Origin of the sequence: Kaistia defluvii (genome assembly GCF_026343955.1) — a bacterium.
GTDB lineage: Bacteria > Pseudomonadota > Alphaproteobacteria > Rhizobiales > Kaistiaceae > Kaistia > Kaistia defluvii.
Genome location: NZ_JAPKNI010000007.1, coordinates 54559 through 74874 on the forward strand (window position 1 = coordinate 54559; position 20316 = coordinate 74874).

At 65.5% G+C, this 20316-nt stretch carries 20 protein-coding genes; 9 read left to right on the forward strand and 11 right to left on the reverse strand.

Annotation, left to right across the window (positions count from 1 at the left end; genetic code table 11):
• Positions 1-150 precede the first annotated feature (150 nt).
• Genes OSH10_RS17410 through OSH10_RS17440 form a run of 7 tightly spaced genes read right to left on the reverse strand, consistent with a single transcriptional unit; the run spans position 151 to position 6200 of the window.
• Positions 151-975 carry a DeoR/GlpR family DNA-binding transcription regulator gene (locus OSH10_RS17410; RefSeq protein WP_266333209.1) on the reverse strand — a complete coding sequence of 275 codons (825 nt, stop codon included), beginning with the start codon at positions 973-975 and terminating at the stop codon, positions 151-153.
• Entirely contained in the window at positions 972-1922 is a 951-nt protein-coding gene (locus tag OSH10_RS17415; RefSeq protein WP_266333210.1) for an ROK family protein, read from the reverse strand. The genes OSH10_RS17410 and OSH10_RS17415 overlap by 4 nt, the downstream gene beginning before the upstream one ends.
• Positions 1919-2650, reverse strand: a complete 732-nt coding sequence (locus OSH10_RS17420) for a ribulose-phosphate 3-epimerase (protein ID WP_266333211.1) — start codon at positions 2648-2650, stop codon at positions 1919-1921. The genes OSH10_RS17415 and OSH10_RS17420 overlap by 4 nt, the downstream gene beginning before the upstream one ends.
• A complete protein-coding gene (locus tag OSH10_RS17425; protein WP_266333213.1) occupies positions 2647-3474 on the reverse strand; it encodes an alpha/beta fold hydrolase in 828 nt (275 codons plus the stop codon). The genes OSH10_RS17420 and OSH10_RS17425 overlap by 4 nt, the downstream gene beginning before the upstream one ends.
• A complete protein-coding gene (locus OSH10_RS17430) occupies positions 3471-4295 on the reverse strand; it encodes a sugar phosphate isomerase/epimerase family protein (protein ID WP_266333214.1) in 825 nt (274 codons plus the stop codon). Before OSH10_RS17430 ends, OSH10_RS17425 begins: the two co-directional genes overlap by 4 nt.
• Entirely contained in the window at positions 4295-5371 is a 1077-nt protein-coding gene (locus OSH10_RS17435; protein ID WP_266333215.1) for a Gfo/Idh/MocA family protein, read from the reverse strand. Before OSH10_RS17435 ends, OSH10_RS17430 begins: the two co-directional genes overlap by 1 nt.
• A 19-nt stretch (positions 5372-5390) precedes the next feature.
• Positions 5391-6200: a sugar phosphate isomerase/epimerase family protein gene (locus OSH10_RS17440; RefSeq protein ID WP_266333216.1), complete on the reverse strand. Its 810-nt coding sequence runs from the start codon at positions 6198-6200 to the stop codon at positions 5391-5393.
• A gap of 180 nt (positions 6201-6380) precedes the next feature.
• Here OSH10_RS17440 and OSH10_RS17445 point away from each other — a divergent pair, with 180 nt between their 5' ends.
• The 9 genes from OSH10_RS17445 to OSH10_RS17485 all read left to right on the forward strand — a co-directional run bounded on the left by OSH10_RS17445 (position 6381) and on the right by OSH10_RS17485 (position 15401).
• Positions 6381-7517 carry a Gfo/Idh/MocA family protein gene (locus tag OSH10_RS17445; RefSeq protein ID WP_266333218.1) on the forward strand — a complete coding sequence of 379 codons (1137 nt, stop codon included), beginning with the start codon at positions 6381-6383 and terminating at the stop codon, positions 7515-7517.
• A 118-nt stretch (positions 7518-7635) separates the two neighbouring features.
• Positions 7636-7983: a hypothetical protein gene (locus OSH10_RS17450; RefSeq protein WP_266333219.1), complete on the forward strand. Its 348-nt coding sequence runs from the start codon at positions 7636-7638 to the stop codon at positions 7981-7983.
• Positions 7984-8100: 117 nt separating this feature from the next.
• Positions 8101-9123: an acyltransferase family protein gene (locus OSH10_RS17455; RefSeq protein ID WP_266333220.1), complete on the forward strand. Its 1023-nt coding sequence runs from the start codon at positions 8101-8103 to the stop codon at positions 9121-9123.
• Between the two features lies 1 nt (position 9124).
• Positions 9125-10585: a cryptochrome/photolyase family protein gene (locus tag OSH10_RS17460; protein ID WP_266333221.1), complete on the forward strand. Its 1461-nt coding sequence runs from the start codon at positions 9125-9127 to the stop codon at positions 10583-10585.
• Positions 10586-10702: 117 nt separating this feature from the next.
• Positions 10703-11743, forward strand: coding sequence for a cysteine synthase A (locus OSH10_RS17465; RefSeq protein ID WP_266333222.1), 1041 nt, complete (start codon positions 10703-10705; stop codon positions 11741-11743).
• Entirely contained in the window at positions 11743-12459 is a 717-nt protein-coding gene (locus OSH10_RS17470; RefSeq protein ID WP_266333223.1) for an alanyl-tRNA editing protein, read from the forward strand. The genes OSH10_RS17465 and OSH10_RS17470 overlap by 1 nt, the downstream gene beginning before the upstream one ends.
• 36 nt (positions 12460-12495) lie before the next feature.
• On the forward strand, positions 12496-13356 hold the full coding sequence (gene sseA, locus OSH10_RS17475; RefSeq protein ID WP_266333224.1) for a 3-mercaptopyruvate sulfurtransferase: 861 nt from the start codon (positions 12496-12498) through the stop codon (positions 13354-13356).
• Between the two features lie 14 nt (positions 13357-13370).
• Positions 13371-13913: an MOSC domain-containing protein gene (locus OSH10_RS17480; RefSeq protein WP_266333225.1), complete on the forward strand. Its 543-nt coding sequence runs from the start codon at positions 13371-13373 to the stop codon at positions 13911-13913.
• Between the two features lie 234 nt (positions 13914-14147).
• Entirely contained in the window at positions 14148-15401 is a 1254-nt protein-coding gene (locus tag OSH10_RS17485) for an OmpA family protein (protein ID WP_266333226.1), read from the forward strand.
• Positions 15402-15468: 67 nt separating this feature from the next.
• On the opposite strand, the gene OSH10_RS17490 is transcribed toward OSH10_RS17485, so the two are convergent.
• From OSH10_RS17490 to OSH10_RS17505, 4 genes are all read right to left on the reverse strand, one after another.
• Positions 15469-16269, reverse strand: coding sequence for an amino acid ABC transporter ATP-binding protein (locus OSH10_RS17490; RefSeq protein ID WP_323181628.1), 801 nt, complete (start codon positions 16267-16269; stop codon positions 15469-15471).
• Between the two features lie 19 nt (positions 16270-16288).
• Positions 16289-17623 carry an amino acid ABC transporter permease gene (locus OSH10_RS17495; protein ID WP_266333227.1) on the reverse strand — a complete coding sequence of 445 codons (1335 nt, stop codon included), beginning with the start codon at positions 17621-17623 and terminating at the stop codon, positions 16289-16291.
• 10 nt (positions 17624-17633) lie between these two features.
• Positions 17634-18809, reverse strand: a complete 1176-nt coding sequence (locus OSH10_RS17500) for an amino acid ABC transporter permease (protein ID WP_266333228.1) — start codon at positions 18807-18809, stop codon at positions 17634-17636.
• A gap of 160 nt (positions 18810-18969) precedes the next feature.
• The gene (locus OSH10_RS17505) at positions 18970-19992 is read right to left on the reverse strand and encodes an amino acid ABC transporter substrate-binding protein (protein ID WP_266333229.1); all 1023 of its coding nucleotides are present in this window, start codon (positions 19990-19992) and stop codon (positions 18970-18972) included.
• Positions 19993-20316 lie beyond the last annotated feature (324 nt).

Below are 20316 nucleotides of genomic sequence, written 5' to 3' on the forward strand. Positions count from 1 at the left end.
CGGTCATCGAGACGATGACGATGGTCCCCTTCACCTCTCGCCGAGGGTGAGGTGAAGGGAGTCCGCCCGCGCGCATGGTCCTCCCGGCCGGGATCCACAGACACCCGCCCCTGACCACAAGCTGCACAGCCGGGGCGACGAGCCCTCGCGCTACTCCCCGCAGACGATCACCTGCACCCCTGCCCGCTCCAGCGCGGCGGCCAGTTCCGGAGGCGGCTGGGCATCCGTGACGAGGCACTGGATGTCGTCGAGTGGCGCGATGTTGGCGAAGGCCGTGATTCCGAACTTGCTCTGATCGGCCACCACGATGGTCCGGGACGCGACGCCGATCATGCCGGCGGTATGCGCCGCCTCGTCCAGCTTGGTCATCGAGATGCCGGACGCGGAGACGCCGGAACAGCCGATCACCGCCGTATCGGCGTGAATGCCGGCGACCGCCGCGAAGCCGATCGCGCCGATCGTCACCTGGTAGTTGGGCCAGTATGATCCGCCGAGGATGTGGATCGACTGGATGCTGCCTTCCGGCACCACGGCCGGCAGGCGCAGATTGTTGGTGACGATGGTGAGGCTGCGCCGCCCGCCCAGCGCCGTCGCGAAGAAGCAGATCGTCGATCCGCCATTCAGGATCAGCGTTTCGTCGTCGCGGATAAGTTCGGAGGCCGCCAGCCCGATCCGCCGTTTTGCCTCGACATGCTCGTCCATGCGCAGACCCATGGTCGTGTCGACCCGGACGAGGCGATCCCTAGTCACCGCGCCGCCATGGGTGCGAACCAGCAGGGCGCGTCGTTCCAGAAGATCGAGGTCGCGGCGGACGGTATCGCGGGAAACCTCCAGCAGCGTGACGAGTTCGGCGACGGTGGCCTGCCCGCGTTCCTGCAGATACTGGAGCAGCCGGCTATGGCGCAGGGCCGGCAACGCGCCGCCCGCGACCTCCGGTTCGGGCGGAACGGTGGTGTGCCTCTCGTCCTCGCTCATGATGCCTCCGGAAGCATAAGGCTGGCCGCACCGACAAGTCCGGCATTACGACCAAGCGCGGCCTGGACCACCGGCACGTCCCGAAACGCCGCCATCGCCCGTTCGCCGATGGTGTGCCGGATGCGTTCCTGCATCATCGGCAGCAGGCTGCCGACCCCGCCGCCCAGGATCACCCGTTCCGGCGAATAGAGATGCAGCAGATTGGCAAGGCCGATGCCGAGCCAGCGGGCTTCCTCGTCCAGCAGATTCAGCGCCGGGCCGTCGCCCTGCCGGGCGGCTTCGGCGACATGCCTGCCGGTGATCGGATCGGGTCCCGCCAGCCGTCCGATCTCGGAGGCGCCGCCTGACGCCGCCAGCTGGCTCGCCTCGCGCGCCAGGGCCGTGCCCGAGGCAAAGGCCTCCCAGCAGCCGACGCCGCCACAGGCGCAGCGTACCGGCCGCTCGGAAATCGTCATGTGGCCGATCTCGCCGGCAAGGCCGCGCCGTCCATGCAGCAGATGCCCGTCGACGATCACCCCGCCGCCGATGCCGGTCGAGACGGTCACGAAGACCATGGACTGCGTGCCCTGCCCCGCACCAAACCGCCATTCGCCGAGCGCGGCCGCGTTGGCGTCGTTTTCCAGCCGTACGGCGCAGCCGAGGCGCTTGGACAGGATGGCGGCGAGCGGCACGTTGCGCCAGCCGACGAGTGTCGGCGCATCGACGACGATGCCCGCCTCGGGATCGAGCGGACCGGGCGCGCCGACGCCGAGGCCGATGATGTCCGCATCCGGCGTCTCGGCCCGGACCCGCTCGAGCAGCGCCACCATCTGCGCGATGACGGCCTCGGGGCCGCCCTTTGCGTCGGTCGGCGTCGAGGCGAAGGCGGCGACGCGGCCGGTCGCCTCGACGACAGCGGCGCGCAGATCCGTGCCACCGAGATCGACGGCAAGCGCCGCGCGCGTCATGCCGCCTCGCCCGGGCCGGGGAGCGTGTGCAGCCACGCCATGCGGGCGGCGAGATCGGGATCGCCGAAGGCGAGCGAACCCAGCACGACCGTCTCGGCGCCGGCGGCGCGCAGGCGCGGCACGGTGTCGTGCCGGTTTCCGCCATCGGAAGCGAGGCGGACGGAGCCTTCCAGGCCCGCTTCCTTCAGCATGGCGCGGACGGCCTGAAGGCGCGGGCAGGCTTCCTCCGCGAGCCCTACGCCCTTCACGCCGATCGCCGTGCCGAGCAGGGTGACGAAGGCGAGTTTTGAAAGCCACGGCTTCACGGTCTCGAGCGGGGTTTCCAGCCGCACCACCATGCCGGCTTCGACGCCGAGTTCTGCGATCAGCGCCAGCGCTTCCTCGGCCACGGCGGCGTTTTCGACGTGGATGGAGATCAGGTCGGCGCCGGCTTCCGCGAATTGCTGGATCTGCGACAGCAGGATGCTGTCCTGGACCATCAGATGCACATGCAGCGGCTTGCGCGTCAGGCCGCGGATGCGGGCGACAAGGTCCGGGAAGAACAGCAGAGCCGGCGCGAAATGTCCGTCGGCGACGTCGATATGGCAGATGTCGACATGCGGTTCGATCCGGGCGATATCGCGCTCCATGTTGCACAGATCGGCCGACCACAGCGAGAATTCGCCGAGCATTCGGTCGCGCGGCAGGGCCTGGAGCCAGCCGGCGGCGGGCTTGTTGGTAGCGTTCATGGGTTCGTCTCCCGGGACGGATCGAGGGTGCGCAGGAAGCTGTCCAGTTCGCTGCGGAATTCTTGGATATGACGAGGCTTGTCGATCGCCTTGGGCGCGATCTCCGTGAGGCGGGCGCCGGGAATCGTCTCGGCCAGACGTTGCGCATAAGCGAGCGGATGGACGGAATCGACGCCGTGCCCGATCACCAGCGTCGGCACGTCGAGCGCCCGCGCCTCCGCCTCGGTGACGCCGGGCCCGTCCAGCGCGATCCCGTCCAGCAGATCGGCGGTGACGGCAGGCTCCTGACGATCGAAGAACTTCAGCAGCGAGGCCAGATTATCGGGCGCCCGGATGGCGAGATCCATTGCCGGCGGCGAGGCCGCGAATGCTGCCTTGGCTTCTTCCGGCGGCTGACGTCGCAGGTGCTCCGCGACTAGCGCATAGGGTCGCATGTTGTCGGGCGCCGCGTCGAACAGCCATGCCGGACGCGCCAGCACCAGCCCGGCGACGCGGCCACGATGATGATGGGCAATGTGCAGCGCGATCGCCGCCCCCATCGAGATGCCGCCCATGACGAAGCGATCGATGCCGTGCGCATCGCAGATGGCGAGAATGTCGGCAGCGAACATGGCGATCGAGAACGGCCGCATGGTTCCGGCTCTGGATTGCCCTTGCGCCCGGCATTCGACGGTCAGCCGGCGATAGGCGGGACCGTCGGGAAAATTCTCCGCGACCTGGCCGTTGTCTCCGCCAAGCCCGTGCTGGAACACGACCGGCAGGCCGATGCCGCTGTCGAAGACGCTGAGTTTTGCATCGTCGCGGAGGAAGGTCGAATGGGTCATGGCCGCAGCAGGCCGGAGAGATAGCGGGCGACGCCGGGCGCCTCCTCGGCCGAAAGGCCATGGGTCACGACGGGACCGTCGAAGCCGACCGCCTCAAGCCGCGCGAAAAAGTCCGGAAAGTCGACGACGCCGGTTCCAGCCGTGGCGAAGCTGCCATCGGGATTGCGGTCCTTGGCATGCGCCATGGCAATCCGGCCCGCCAATTGCTCGACCGCGTCGGCGACGATGCCTCGCGCGGTATCTCTATCCGCGACCTCGAACAGATTGGCCGGATCGAGCACGAAGCGAATCCGCTCCGAGCCGATCGCCTTGACCAGCCGCCTGCCGTCCTCGGCCGAGGTCACGACATTCGCCTGCTCCGGCTCGATGCCGAGATCGACACCCGCCGCCTCGGCCAGCGAGACCGCCTTGGCCATCTCGGCCAGGAGGTCGGCCCAGGCCTCGGGGGTCGCATTGTCGGGATGGTGCGCCCACTGGTCCAAGCGATCGCGCGTGCCGGTGCAGAGCGTCACCAGCGGAACGCCGAGTTCTCGCGCGGCGTCGAGCAGCAAGCCGAGCCGTCGCAGCCCATCTTCGCGCACCGTGACGTCGGGGTGGATCATATTGTAGGTGCCGGAAAGAGCCACCAGCTCGACGCCGGTCTCGGCGACCGCCTGCCGGATCGCGGAGATCGTCTCCGCGGGGATTTCGTCCGGCATGGCCGGCAATCCGGCGCAGGCCATGTTGAACTGCGCGGTCTCGTAGCCGGCCGCCTTGACGGCAGCCAGCACGGTTAACGGACTGCTACCAGAAAACGTCTTCGCGAAGATCCCGAGGCGCATCAGACCGCCCCTTGCATGTCCGCGACGCGGACCGCCCGGCCGCTGCGCGCCGACTCGGCGATCGCCGCCATGGCGCGGACGGAGGCGAGCCCGTCATCGATGTTGGCGCCGCGCTGCGGCACACCGTTCAGGATAGTGTCGGCAAAGCCTTCGAGCTGGCGGCGGAAGAAGTGGCCATCGGCGCCGAGCGGACGGTGATAGGTCGCGTCCTTCTCAGAGAAGATCTCGACATCGCTCGATTTGAAATACCAGGGATTGTAGGTTTTCGCGATGATGCTGCCGTTCTCGCCATAGAGCTGGAAGCCTTCGAACCAGTCCATGCGGACGGCGACCGTCAGGTCGAGATGCCCGAGCACGCCATTGGCGAAGCTCGTCTCCACAAACCAGCTATAGGCACCGAACCGCTCCAGCAGGCGCGCCCGGACCTCGGTGATCTCGCCGCAGAGAAAGCGAGCCGTATCAACAAGATGGCTGCCATGGGCGAGCATGAAATAGCGCTTGAGGTCCGCCTTGGGGTTCTCGCTCGGCTTCCTGGCCAGCTTGCTGGTGATCGGCAGTGGCTGGACCGCATCGGTCATCGTGTAGCGGTGGGTACTGTCGCAATACCAGGCCTTGAGCGACAGCAACTGGCCCATCTCGGTTCGGATGAACTTTTCCGCCGCCTCCAGTCCGGGATCGAAGCGCTTCATGTGGCCGACCTGCAGGGTCAGGCCGGTCCGCTCGACGACCTGCTTCAGCGCCTCGACCTCCTCGACATTGACGCCGAGCGGCTTTTCACAGAGCACGTGTTTGCCGGCTTCGAGCGCCCGGATCGCCATCGGCACGTGAAAGCTGTCGGAGATCGCAACGACCACAGCCTCGACCTCGGGATCGGCCAGCATGGCGTCATAGTCGGCATAGGCCTTGATCGGCTCATAGGTCGCCGCCATCCGCGCCAACAGATCGGGGGCCGCGTCGCAGATCGCGTACAGATCGGCGTTGCGCGCCTTCACCGAGGATTCGAGATGGGCGAATTGGGCAATCGGGCCACAGCCGAGCACGCCAACCCGCAGCTTGCGCGCGTCCTTCGTGAGCATGGAATATCCTTCTTGGCGTTCAGGCGAGCAGCGCCCGCATCGTCTCGCGATTGGTCAGGACGGCCTTGGCCGGGTCCGCGGCGGCGACGTCCGACTCTTCTTCCAGCACGAGCCAGCCATTAAAGCCTGGGCTCGCGGCAACGATCTCGACCACCGCCCGCGTGTCGCAGACGCCGGAACCCAGCATCCGCCAGTCCCCGGCCGCGTCGACATCTTTCAGATGCAGGTAGCGGATCCGGTCGCGATACGTTCTCAACGTGTCGAGAATATCCATGCCGCCGCGCAGGATGTGGCCGGTATCCGGCACCCAGCCGAGCCGAGCCGGGTCGGTCAGGGCAAAGAGCCGGTCATAATCGGCCCGGTTGAACAGCAGCGTGTTGTGGTGCGAGCTCGGATGCACCGCGACCGCGACACCCGCCTTCTCGCCCAGCTCGGCCGCGGCGTTGTAGAGATCCGCCGCCGCCGCGAATTTTCCCTCGCGATCGCCCGACGACATCACGGTGGCGCTCCCCAGAGACAGCACCGCGCCCGGAAACGCCGCCACGAAATCGAGCGTGCGATCGATCATGGCAAGATCACTCGCGAGCCGTTCGGGCTCGGTGTAGCCGCTGTCGCTCGCGCAGGCGAAGGCGGCCAGCTCCAGCCCCCGCGCCGAGAGCGCGCGGCCAAAGTCTGCCGGCTGGCTGGCATAGGAGCCGATCATCGTGTCTGTGATCTCGATGCCGGAATAGCCCGCGCTGGCGATCGCATCGAGCAGGTCGTCCGGCCCGCCGCTCCAGCGGTCGCCGAGCATTTCCCAGGTATAGGTCTGGCAACCGATCTGCAGCATGATGCGCGGATTCCAGGTTACGCACGCCGTGCCCGGCTCGCGTCGATGATTGTTCGCTGAAATCATGCTTGCTGTTTTGTGCGCGCCGGTCAAGCATGATGATGCATGAATGCGCATCGAGGTGCAGGCGCCACGGCAGTGCGAGGGCTCGCACGGCGGCATAGGTTGGGGGAGACCAAGATGAAGCGGTTGGGAATTGGCGTGATCGGCTGCGGCAACATCGCCAGCACCTATCTGCGCAACGCCGCCCTGTTTCCGGGTGTGGAATTGCGCGCCTGCGCCGACATGCAGCCGGAGGCGGCGCAAAAGCGAGCCGGCGAATACGGCCTGCGCGCGCTCACCGTGGACGCGCTGCTGGCGGCGGAGGATGTCGATCTCGTCCTGAACCTGACGGTCCCGAACGCGCATTTCGAAATCTCGATGGCAGCGCTTTCTGCCGGCAAGCATGTCTTCACGGAAAAGCCTCTCGCCGCCACGGCCGCCGAAGGCCGCACCCTGGTTGCGGAGGCCAAGCGGCGGAACCTCGCCATCGGTTCGGCGCCCGACACGTTCCTGGGCGCGGCTGGCCGGCTGGCGCGGCGGTTGATGGATGAGGGCGCCATCGGCAGGGTCGTTGCCGGAACGGCCTTCATGATGGGGCGCGGCATGGAGCACTGGCATCCGGCACCGCAATTCTATTACCAACCCGGCGGCGGCCCGGTCCTCGACATGGGCCCCTACTACGTCACCATGCTGGTCAATCTGCTGGGACCGGCGAAGCGCGTCATGGCGCTAAGCACGATCGGTGCGATGGAGCGCAGGATCACGGCGCCTGGGCCGAACCACGGCACCACCTTTCCGGTCGGGACGCCGACGACCATCATGGCGCTGATCGAGTTCGTCTCCGGCGCCAGCGTCACGCTCGGCATGAGCTGGGACGTCTTCCGGCACGGCAATCATCCGATCGAACTGCATGGCACCGAGGGATCGCTGCGCCTGCCGGATCCCGATACGTTTGGCGGTACGGTCGGTCTCAGTACCCGTGGCGAGCCATGGCAGGAACTCTCCACCGCGGACACGCTGCACGGCCGCATCAACTGGCCCTATGACGCGCCCGATCGCGCCAACTACCGCATGCTCGGCGTCGCCGATCTCGCGCGGTCCCTGCGCGATGGGACGCCGCCGCGTGCGTCCGGCGAGTTGGCCCTGCATGTTCTGGAGATCCTGGAAGGCATTCTCCATGCCGGCGCCTCGGGATCGGTCGTCACCCTGCCCGAAAGTCCGGTCCGCCCCGCCAGTCTCTCCGAGGAAGATGCCGCGCTTCTACAAAAGGATTGAGTTTCGCGCGTTCCGTGCAGGCGGCGTTAGCCATGCCAGCAAAGCGCGATGCAAAGCGGCGTCGGGCGTTCTATATTGCTCCGAACCCATTTTTCGGCTTCGGCGACAGGAGACCATGATGAGACGCTTTTCGTTGATCGCACTGGCAGCGTTGGGATTTTTTGCCGGCGCGACCGCCGCCAGCGCGCAGACCGAGGCCATCCAGCCGGTCGATTCGAGCCAGTTCCGCAATCTCTCCTGCGACGAGATCGCCAGCCGGATCCAGGCGCTGAATGTGCCGATCTCCAGCAACAACAACAGCTGGGACGAGCTTCGCCGCAACCCGACGCTGCAGTTCATCCTGCTTGGCATCCGGACGCCGAACCCGACCTATGAAGAGTTCATGGCGCATGCGCGCGGCGAGCGCATTGCCCTGATCGAAGTTGCCGTCGCCAAGAACTGCGCTGCCCAGCGCGGTATCCAGTAAGCGCACGCGACTATCCTGACTCCACGAGGCGGCGGGCTCCCCCGCCGCCCTGTCCCTTCCCGGGATCGACGCTTCCCGCTCTTCGTCTTGCTCGCAGTCCAAACGGGGTTGGCATCAATGTCGGGACGCGCCCGGATCGACTGGGTCGATTACGCCAAGGGCTTCTGCATCATCATGGTGGTGATGATGCATTCGACGCTCGGCGTCGAAAAGGCCGCTGGCGCGGAGAGCTGGCTCGGCCATGTCGTCGCCTTCGCCCGCCCCTTCCGGATGCCGGATTTCTTCCTGATCTCGGGATTGTTCCTGGCCAGGGTTATCGATCGCGACTGGCGCACCTATGCCGACCGCAAGATCGTACACTTCGCCTATTTCTACGTTCTGTGGCTGGTCATCCAGTTCGCCTTCAAGGCGCCAGGCATGGCGGCTGAAGATGGCGTCGCGGGGGCGCTCGGGCAGTTCCTGCTCGCCTTCATCGAGCCTTTCGGCACGCTCTGGTTCATCTATCTGCTGCCGATCTTCTTCGCCGTGACCAAGCTGCTGCGCGGCGTTCCGTCCTGGATCGTGCTGCTCGCCGCTGCCGTTCTGGAAATCGCACCGATCCATACGGGCTGGACGATTCCCGACGAGTTCGCCTCCCGATTCGTCTATTTCTATGCCGGATACCTGTTCGCGCCGCAGGTATTCCGTCTTGCCGCGACGGTCATCGCCCAACCGGCCCTGGCGGTGCTCGGGCTGGTCGCCTGGGGCCTCATCAACGGCCTCGCGGTGTTTGGCGGCGTCTCCGAAATGCCCTTTATCGGGCTGGGACTTGGCATCCTTGGCGCCTGTGCCGTCGTCGCCTTCTCGGCGCTGCTTTCCAAGGCCGATCTCATGGCGCCGCTGCGCTATTGCGGCGAGCATTCGATCGTCATCTATCTCGCTTTCTTCCTGCCGATGGCGGCGACCCGCGTGCTTCTGCTGCGCACTGGCGTCATTCCCGATCTCGGCACCGTATCGCTGATCGTCACGGCGGTCGGCGTGATCGCGCCGCTGCTGCTCTATTGGGCTGTGCGCGGCACGCGGCTGCGTTTCCTGTTTGAAAGGCCCGGCTGGGCGCGCATCGATCGGGTGAAGGCCCAAGAATTCGCACCGGCGGAGTGACATGGCCGATAGCACAAAGCCCACGCTGGTCTGGCTGCGCGATGATCTGCGCCTTGCCGACAACCCCGCCCTGACAGCAGGGGCAAGACTCGAGGCCCCGCTCGTCGTGGTCTACATTCTCGACGAAATGAGCGAGGGCATCCGCCCACTCGGCGGCGCGTCCAAATGGTGGCTGCACGGCTCGCTGGACGCGCTCGGCAAGGCTTTGGCGGAACAGGGGCAGACGCTCGTGCTGCGGCATGGCCCGGCGCAGGAAGTCCTGCTGGAACTGGCGGCCGAGATCGACGCGGGTCATGTTTTCTGGAACCGCCGCTATGGCGGCGGCGAGCGGGCCGTCGATGCCGCCATCAAGGCGGCGTTGAAGGAAAAGGGCGCCAAAGTCGAGAGCTTCCGGGCCAATCTGCTTTTCGAACCCTGGACCGTGCGCACCAAGGCCGACCAGCCGTTTCGCGTCTTCACGCCGTTCTGGAATGCCTGCCGGGGGCAAACGCCGCGCGCGCCGCTTCCGGCCCCGAAGACCCTGCCCGCGCCGATCGCGAATCCCCGATCTGACGACCTCGAAAGCTGGAAGCTTCTGCCGACCCGGCCGGATTGGGCGGGCGGCTTGCGGGCCAGCTGGACGCCGGGCGAAGCCGGAGCGCAATCCCGGTTTCAGGCCTTTCGCGCGGAACGGCTGAAGAGCTATGCGGCCCATCGCGACGAGCCGGCCGCCGACGCGTCCTCGCGCCTGTCGCCGCATCTGCGCTTCGGCGAGATCAGCCCGTTCCAGCTTTGGCATGGCGTTTCGCCCGAGGCGCTCGGCGATGCAGCAAAGGTCGGCCAGGCCAATATCGACAAGTTCCTGGCCGAGATCGGCTGGCGCGAATTCTCCTGGCACCTGCTGTTCCACCAGCCCGATCTCGCCACGCGCAACTTCCAGCCGCGGTTCGACGCCTTTCCGTGGCCCGCCGTCAACGAGACAGCTCTGGTCGCCTGGCAGCAGGGCCGGACCGGCATTCCGATCGTGGACGCGGGCATGCGCGAGCTGTGGCAGACCGGCTTCATGCACAATCGCGTACGCATGATCACGGCCTCGTTCCTGATCAAGAACCTGATGGTAGACTGGCGCATCGGCGAGGTCTGGTTCTGGGATACGCTGGTCGATGCGGACGCCGCCAATAATCCCGCGAGCTGGCAATGGGTTGCTGGTTCCGGCGCCGATGCCGCGCCTTACTTCCGCGTCTTCAACCCCGTCCTGCAGGGCGAGAAATTCGACGCCAAAGGCGACTATGTACGCGCCCATGTCCCCGAACTCGCGGATGTCGCGGCCAAGCAGATTCATGCCCCCTGGAAGTCGGGCGGCGTTGCCGGATACCCCGAGCCGATTGTCGATCTCGGTGCTACACGCGAGCGGGCTTTGCGCGCCTTTGCCCAAATGCGCGAGGATGATGTGGATTCGTCTTCCGGAATTGCCGAAGAATGAAGCATGATATTTCGCACGCGCGGAAGCTGCCGGGGAATGGTGCTTTGCCCGGCGGGTCCAGTTAAAGCCAGTCTGTGGGCCCGCTAGCCACCCTGCCTCCAGTTCAAGAAAGCGATCATGGCCGTTCTTTCCTCCGTCATCGAAGCCATCGGCAACACCCCCCTGATCCGCCTGCGTCGGGCGTCCGAGGAGACGGGCTGCGAGATCCTGGGCAAGGCCGAATTCATGAATCCCGGCCAGTCGGTCAAGGACCGCGCGGCCCTGTTCATCATCCAGGATGCGATCGCCAAGGGTCGGCTTCGTCCGGGCGGCACGATCGTCGAGGGTACCGCCGGCAATACTGGAATCGGCCTGACGCTCGTCGCTAGCGCGCTGGGCTTCAAGACGGTCATCGTCATTCCCGAAACCCAGTCGCAGGAAAAGAAGGACGCGCTCCGGCTCGCCGGCGCCGAACTCATCGAGGTGCCGGCTGTCCCCTACAAGAACCTAAATAACTACGTGAAGCTCTCCGGCCGCCTTGCCGAGCAACTGGCGAAGACGGAGCCGAATGGCGCGATCTGGGCCAACCAGTTCGACAATGTCGCCAACCGGCAGGCGCATATCGAAACGACCGGCCCTGAAATCTGGGCGCAGACGGACGGCAAGGTCGATGGCTTCGTGGCGGCGGTCGGCTCCGGCGGCACGCTGGCCGGCATCGGCATCGCGCTGAAGGAACGCAACCCCAGCATCCAGATCGCCCTGGCCGATCCGCTTGGCGCGGCGCTGTTCAGCTACTACACCACCGGCGTTCTGAAGGCCGAGGGATCGTCGATCACCGAGGGCATTGGCCAGGGCCGCATCACCGCCAATCTCGAAGGGGCCCCCGTCGACGCCGCGTACCAGATCACCGACGCGGAGGCGCTGGAAGTCGTCTTCGACCTCGCCGAGCATGAGGGGCTGGTGCTTGGCGGTTCGTCGGGCATCAACATTGCCGGCGCGATCCGCCTCGCCAAGGCGCTCGGACCCGGGCACACGATCGTGACGATCCTGTGCGACTATGGCACCCGCTATCAATCGAAGCTGTTCAATCCGGCGTTCCTGCGCGAAAAAGGACTGCCGGTCCCCGCGTGGCTGGAACGGCACACGGACATATCCGTCCCCTACGAAAAGGCGCTGTAATGACCGAAACGACCCTGCTCTTCCGCGACGATGCCTATCTTTCGACCGCCGAAGCCAGGGTTGGCGGCATCAACGAGCGGGGCGGCATCCTGCTGGACCGCTCGATCTTCTACGCCACCGGCGGCGGCCAACCGGGCGATACGGGCACGCTGGAACGCGCCGACGGATCGATGATCAAGATCGCAACCACGGTGTATGGCGACAGCAAGAGCGAGATCGTGCACGTGCCGGAGGAGGGCTCCACCCTGCCCTCGCCCGGCGAAACGGTCGTCCAGCATCTGGACTGGGCGACGCGCCATCGCCACATGCGCATCCACACCGGCCTGCATCTCCTGACGGTCGCGCTGCCCTTCCCGGTCTCGGGCGGCCGGATCGGCGCGGAGGAAGGGCATCTCGATTTCGACATTGACGGCGCGGTGCTGGCCAAGGAATCGATCGAGGAAAAGCTCAACGCCCTCATGGCCGCGGACCACGCCGTCTCGACCGAGTGGATCACCGACGAGGAACTCCTCGCCAATCCCGGTCTGGTCAAGACGATGAGCGTGATGCCACCCATGGGCAGCGGCCGCGTCCGTCTCGTGCGCATCGGCGATATCGACCTGCAGCCCTGCGGCGGCACGCATGTGCAGACGACGAGCGAGATCGGCGCCCTCGTCGTCGCCAAGATCGAGAACAAGGGCAAGCAGAACCGGCGCGTCCGCATCCGCTTCGCCTGATTCTCTGCCAATGCATTCGATTTTCGGGAGACGGAAATGATCGACCGCGCCACTACCTTCGTTTCGACCGAATGGCTTGCCGACCGCCTCGACGACCCGTCGATCGCCATCGTCGACGCCTCCTGGTACCTGCCGAACGCCAACCGGGACGCGGCCGGCGAGTTCTTGGCGTCGCATATTCCGGGCGCGGTCTATTTCGATCTCGACGCGGTCGCGGACACCAGCTCGGGCCTGCCGCACATGTTGCCCTCGGCCGAGCACTTCGGGGCGACGGTCGGCCCATTGGGCATTTCCGATACGCAGACGATCGTCGTCTATGATGGCGCCGGCCTGTTCTCGGCGCCGCGCGTCTGGTGGACGTTTCGCGTCATGGGCGCCAGGGACGTACGGATCCTCGAGGGCGGCTTGCCGAAATGGGTGGCCGAAGGCCGACCGGTCGAGGCCGGCGAAGCCACACCGGCCGCCAGGTCCTTCCATGCCGAACTCGACTCCGCGCAGGTGCGCTCGATCGGCGACATGCGGGGCCTGGTGGCAGACCGCAGCGCGACGATCGTCGACGCCCGGCCGGGCGAGCGCTTTCGCGCCGAACAGCCGGAGCCGCGCGCCGGCCTGCGTTCCGGACACATGCCGGGCAGCCGCAATGTTCCGGCCGGGTCCCTCATTGCCGACGGCAAGCTGAAGAGCACAGCCGATATCGAGGCGGCGTTTGCCGCGGCCGGCGTCGACGTTTCGCAGCCGATCGTCACGAGTTGCGGATCGGGCGTCACCGCCGCGATCCTGACCCTCGCTCTCGGCACGATCGGCGCCAAGGACGTCGCGCTCTATGATGGTTCCTGGGCCGAATGGGGCGGTGCCGCCGATACCCCGGTCGTCACTGGACCGGCGGACGTGACATAGATCGGGCGGCTTCCATGAACGCCAGCGTCGTTGCCGTTTCGAAAAATGCGGTGCATGGCTTCAGCAAGGAGCCGCAGCCGAGCATCCGGCTCATCGCGGGTCTCGGCGTCGAGGGAGACGCCCATCTGGGCGAGACGGTCAAGCACCGCTCGCGCGTGGCCCAGGATCCGACGCAGCCCAATCTGCGCCAGGTTCATCTCGTCCATCAGGAACTCCTCGACGACCTGCAGGCGCAAGGTTTTGCCGTCTCGCCCGGTACGATCGGCGAGAACGTCACGACCCGGGGAATCGACCTGCTCGGCCTTCCGACCGGCGCGCGCTTGCGGATCGGGCCCGAAGTGGTCGTTGAAGTCACGGGCCTGCGCAATCCCTGCGTTCAGCTCGATCGCTACCAGAAGGGCCTCATGGCTGCCACGCTTGACCGTGACAGCGAGGGCAATCTGGTGCGCAAGGCCGGCGTCATGAGCATCGTGCTTACCGGTGGCGCCATCGCCCCGGGCGACCCGATCCAGATCGAACTGCCGCCGCCGCCGCATGTCCGGCTGGTGCGCGTCTAGGTACCTGCCCCTTCGCTGAACGGCGCATTCAGCCGCCGTTCAGGGGGCCTCCGGCTTTATCCCTCTCATGGTCGCCGCATTTTCGCGGCAAGCAGGCGCGAGATTGGAACGCAATTCCGTTCCGCGTGTTGCGTGATCGGCCGGCTGAGGCCTAGCTGTAGGAAGCCCATGAAACCCTCTCATTTTCTTCTGCTTTCATCGGTAGCGATCTCGGTTCTGCTGGCGGGTCCATCGATGGCATTCGCCGAGCAGGTTCGCGCCATCAACGCTCCGATCGTCGTCGCTCAGGCGGAGGACCGGGTTTCCCGGGCCCGCGAACTGCTCGAGCAGGCCCAGAACTCGCTGAAGCAGGCCGAAGAGACAGGCGGCGACGTCCGCGCGGCACGTCGAGGCGTCTCGGAAGCCATGAAGGACCTGCGTTCGGCGGAGACGGCGGGCGGCGGCGCGCCTGCGCCGGATTCCCGTGCCCCTGCTGAGAGCGAGCCTTCCCGCCCCGCGCCCCGGCAGGCGCAGCCCAATCCGCCCGCCGACAAGGGCGAACAACCCAAGCCCTACCAGCCGCCGGCGCCGCCGGCCGGTGCCAAGAAGCCGGATGCCCCCGTGCCGAAGCCGGCACCGACGGCCAAGCCCGATGCCAAGCCCGCGCCCGAGAGCCGGCCGGCCCCGGACCGCAGGCCGACGCCCCCGGCTTCGAGCGGCGAAACGAGGAACAGATCCGAGCCGGATTCGGGCCGTCCTGCCCCCGGCCGCCGTCCCGATGACGCGACGGGTCGGCCGCCGCGCGGCGAACAGGCGCGCCCCGACAAGGATCGCCCTCGTCCGGACGCGCGTCCGCCGCGGCCGGGCGATGAGAGGCCCTATCGCGACGACTACCGCAACGGCCCGCCGCCGCGCGATATCTTCATCGAAGGTCGCCGCCCTGGCGATCGGGAAGTTCCCCCGCCTCCGGGCGCCTATCGCGATGATCCGCGTCCGTACCGTCCCAATGGCCGGTTCATCGATGGCGGTCGCGCCACCGAGAGGCAGATCGAGGATACGTTCCGAGCAGCTCCGGTGCAGCGCATTGATCGCGGCTATTCGGTCAATGAGATCCGTAGGGATCCCCGGGTACGCGACATGGTTCGGCGTGTGGATCTCGACTCGATCACCTTCGAGTTCGGTTCAGCCCGCGTTCCCGATGATCAGGTGCGCAAGCTCCGGTCCATCGGTCGCGCCATCGGCCGCGTCGTCGACCGCAATCCGAATGCGGTGTTCCTGATCGAGGGGCATACCGACGCCGTCGGCACCGACCTCGCCAATCTCGAACTTTCGGATCGGCGTGCGGCGTCGGTGGCGGGGATCCTGTCGGACTACTTTGATATTCCTCGCGATGCGTTGATCAGTCAGGGCTATGGCGAGCGCTATCTGAAGATCCCGACGGATGGACCGGAGCGTCAGAACCGCCGCGTGACCATCCGCAACATCACGCCCCTGCTGCAGGGCCGGTAGCCACCCCTAACAACAAAAAGCCCGACAGTTTCGCTGCCGGGCTTTTTCGTGTCTGGACGCCAGACGGTCAGTGCAGGATCTGGCTGAGGAACAGCTTGGTCCGCTCGTGCTGCGGATTGGTGAAGAAGCTGACCGGATCGTTCTGCTCGATGATCTGGCCGCCATCCATGAAGATGACGCGATTGGCCACCTGGCGGGCAAAGCCCATCTCGTGCGTGACGCAGATCATCGTCATGCCTTCGAGCGCGAGCCCGACCATCACGTCGAGCACTTCCTTGATCATTTCCGGATCGAGCGCCGAGGTGGGCTCGTCGAACAGCATCACGCGCGGGTTCATGCAGAGCGAGCGGGCGATCGCCACGCGCTGCTGCTGGCCGCCGGAAAGCTGGCCAGGATATTTGTTGGCCTGCTCCGGGATCTTGACCCGGTTCAGATAGTGCATCGCGATGTCCTCGGCCTCGCGCTTCGGCATCTTGCGGACGTTGATCGGCGCCAGCGTGCAGTTCTCGAGGATCGTCAGATGCGGGAACAGGTTGAAGTGCTGGAACACCATGCCGACCTCGCGGCGCACCTCGTCGATCTTCCGGAGATCGTTGGTGAGTTCCTTGCCGTCGACGACGATCTTGCCCTTCTGGTGTTCCTCCAGCCGGTTGATGCAGCGGATCAGCGTGGACTTGCCGGAGCCAGAGGGCCCGCAGATCACGATCCGTTCGCCGCGCATGACCTTGAGGTTGATGTCGCGCAGAACATGGAACTCGCCATACCATTTGTTGACGTCGACCATTTCGACCGCGACGTCGGTGGAGGAGACCTTCAGGGCGGGCGCGACCGGCGGAAGCTCCTCGGTAGCGACGGAAAGATCCGACATCTTCAGTTCCCCTTGCAATTCATCTGCGGCCCCTGTCGAGCCGTCTTTCTGTAAAGGCAGCATAGCGCGACATCGAGAAACAGAATGCCCAAAACACCATGGCCGCGAAAATATAGCCCGTCAGTCCGGTCACCGGAGAGGCCCATTTGGCGTCGTTCGCCGAGGCCTGGATCTGGCCCAAGAAGTCGTACAGCCCGATGATGATGACGAGCGTCGTGTCCTTGAACAGGGATATGAAGGAACCGACGATGCCGGGAATGACGATGCGGAGCGATTGCGGCAGGATGATCATCCGCATCATCTGCCAGTAGCCGAGGCCAAGCGCCTTCGCGCCTTCATACTGGCCACGCGGAATCGCCTGCAATCCGCCGCGGATGGTCTCGGCCATATAGGCGGCGTTGAACAGCGCCACGCCGATCAGGGCGCGCAGGAGCTTGTCGAAGGTCACGCCGTCGGGAAGGAACAGCGGCAACATCACCGAGGCCATGAACAGCACGGTGATCAGCGGCACGCCGCGCCACACCTCGATGAAGATCGTTGATGCCAGCCGCACCACCGGCATTTCCGAGCGCCTTCCGAGCGCCAGCAATATGCCGAGCGGCAGGGACGCGATCATGCCGGTAATGGCGACGACGAGCGTCACGAGGAGGCCGCCCCAATTGGCGGTTTCGACCGGTACCAACCCGAAATCGATGCTGCAAAGCGCCAGCACGGCCGCGATGCCGGCGAGGATCGTCCCCACGACATTGCCGGAACCGGCGATCGGCCTGCCGGACAGCCAGGCGAACAGCCCGACGAAGAACAGGATCACCGCCGAAACGATGCCGAATTCGATGGCGAACCGCAGCGGCGATGGCGGCATGATGCTATTCGGGATCAACCGGCCGGCGAACTGATAGTGGCCACCCGTCAGGAGGATGAAGGCCGCGACCGGGAAGATGCCGAGCAGGAAGATGGCGTTCAGCCGCTTGAAGGGCGCACGCGGGATCAACATGGGGACCATGCCGATAACCAGAATCCAGAAGACGAGGTCGACCCGCCAGCGTTCGCCGATCGGATAGCGGCCGTAGATGAACTGCGGAAGATAAGCCTTCACATACGCCCAGCAGGCACCGCTCGACTGCAGGCAGACCTGGCGATCCGCTCCCGACCAGGTCGCGTCGATCAGCGTGAAGCGGATGAACGGCGTCACGGCCCAGACGATGAACACCACCAGAATGACCGTCATGATGCTGTTCAGCGGCGTCGAGAACAGGTTCTTCCGCATCCAGCCGTTGATGCCGACCGAGTTGCGCGGGGGCGCCTGGGCCGGGATGATCACGTCGCTGACGAAGGTTTGGCTTGGAGCATTCATGGCGCGACCCTTACCGTTCGACCAGCGCGGCGCGCTTGTTGAAGTAGCCCATGACCGCGGAAGTCAGGAAGCTCAGGCCGAGATAGAACAGCATCCATATGCTGACGACCTCGACGGCCTGGCCCGTCTGGTTCAGCACGGTGCCGCCGACAGCGACGAGATCGGGATAGGCGACGGCGACGGCCAGCGACGAATTCTTGGTGAGATTGAGATACTGGTTGGTGAGCGGCGGTATGATCACCCGCATCGCCTGCGGCACCACCACCAGGCGCAGCGTCTGGCGCGGGCGAAGTCCCAGCGAAGCGGCGGCCTCGGTCTGCCCGCGGCTGACGGCCTGGATGCCTGAACGGACCACCTCGGCGATATAGGCCGCCGTGTAGAGCGACAGCGAAAGCAGCAGGCCGACGAACTCGGGAATGACCGTCATGCCGGAATCGGCCTGGAATCCCCGCATCAGCAACGGCCCCGTCTCGTTGAATACCGGCACGTCGAAGTGCAGCGGCTGGCCGGCGACGAAGAAGGCTGCCACGGGAAGGCCGATCAGGACGGCGAGGTTGATCCATCCAACCGGCGGACGATAGCCCGTGGCGCTCTGCCGGGCGGCGCCCCATTTGGCGACGAAGATCATGATCGCGATCGCGATCAGAATCGCGGCGCCGATCACCCACGCGGTTTCGCCCAGCACGAGCTTGGGCACATGCAGACCGCCGATATTGAGGTGAAAGACACCAAACAGCGTCCACTTCTCGCGCATGCCAGGAACGGCGCGCAAGACCATGAAATACCAGAAGAAAAGCTGCAGCAGCAGCGGGATATTGCGCAGGATCTCGACATAGGCGGCCGCGACGCGCGACACGAGCCAGTTGGACGAGAGTCGCGCCACGCCGACGATGAACCCAAGAACCGTCGCCAGGATGATGCCGAGGCCCGAGACGAGGAGCGTGTTCAGAAGGCCGATCAGCAGCGCCCGCCCGTAGGACGACGATTCGGCATAGTCGACAAGTTTCTGAACGATGCCGAAGCCGGCGGTGCGGTCGAGAAAGCCATAGCCGGCGGCGATGTTGGCCTTTTGCAGGTTGCGCGCCGTGTTGTCGATGATGTCCCAGACGAGCCAGCCGAGGACAAGCACGAAGACGATCTGGAATGCGTAGCCGCGATACGTCGGATTGTTCAGAAGGGTTGCCATGCGTCCCCCTGCGGACGCCGCGCTTCTGTCAGCCAAAATGGTATCCCCTCATCGACCGGACGAACCGGTTTCTGTCGGTCCATGCGCACGGCTCGGGTCTTGGCGCCCGTCACCGCTGCGAACCACGGACGGCAAGCCGCCCGTGGTCGACTCGATCAAATCAGCGGATCGGGGGCGCGTACTGGATGCCGCCCTTCGACCAGAGATTGTTCAGGCCGCGCGCAATGCCGAGCGGCGTGGAGGGGCCGATATTGGCGTCGAAGATCTCGCCGTAATTGCCGACGCCCTTGATGACGTTGTAGGCCCAGTCCGCGGGAAGGCCGATCGGCTCGCCGAAATTGCCCTCGATGCCGAGGAAGCGCTTGATCTCCGGATTGTCGGAGGTCTTCTTCTCATCGATGTTGGCCTTGGTCAGGCCGAGCTCTTCCGCGTTCAGCAGCGCGAACAGCGTCCACTTTGCGAGCGTGAACCACTTGTCGTCACCCTGGCGGACGGCCGGTCCGAGCGGCTCCTTGGAGATGATCTCCGGCAGGATCATGTGCTCGTCGGGATTGGTCAGCTTGAGGCGCTCGGCATAGAGGCCGGAGGCGTCGGTGGTGTAGGCGTCGCAGCGGCCGGCCTCATAGGCCTGCAGCACTTCCTCGTTCTTCTCGAACGCCACGACCTCGTAGGGCATGTTGTGCGAGCGGAAATAGTCGGCGAGGTTGAGTTCAGTCGTGGTGCCGGTCTGCGTGCAGACCTTGGCGCCGGAGAGCTCGAGCGCCGACGAGACGCCCAGCGCCTTGCGGACCATGAAGCCCTGGCCGTCATAATAGGTGACGCCGACGAACTGCAGGCCGAGCGAGCTGTCGCGCGACATGGTCCAGGTCGTGTTGCGGGAGAGCACGTCCACTTCGCCGGACTGCAGCGCGGTGAAGCGCTCCTTGGCGTTGAGCGGCGTGAACTTCACCTTGGTCGGGTCGTTGAAGATGGCGGATGCCATCGCGCGGCAGAAATCGACGTCGATTCCGCTCCACTCGCCCTTTTCGTCCGTCGCGCCGAAGCCAATCAAATTGCCGCCATTGGCGCCGCATTGAAGAAAGCCCTTGGCCTTCACGTCTTCAAGCGTGCCAGCGCCGGCAGCCGTCGCGCCGGTCAGCGCCATGGTGGCGCCAATCAGAATAGAAGCAATTTTCCTGTTCATCGTGCAGCCTTCTGTTCCCCTGGAATACCCGTCGTTTCAGGCCGATGCAGTATCGTCTCGTTACCGAGATCTTCGACCCAGCCATTCGACATGGATGAATCCTGCAATCTTCCCGATCCATCTAAGTCGGGCATAATCCTCTTATGATTTGATCCTCGTCCCGCGTGCCGGAACTTGAATTGACCCATGCATCACATGGCATTATGCCAAGCCGGTCAAGAGGGCGCGGTTCTGCCGACAGACCATTGTTTCAGCAAAGGTTTTAGAAAGAGGCACCAGCGTGGGAACGAAATCCCCGCCTCCGCCCGCCATTTTCTTCGGAGT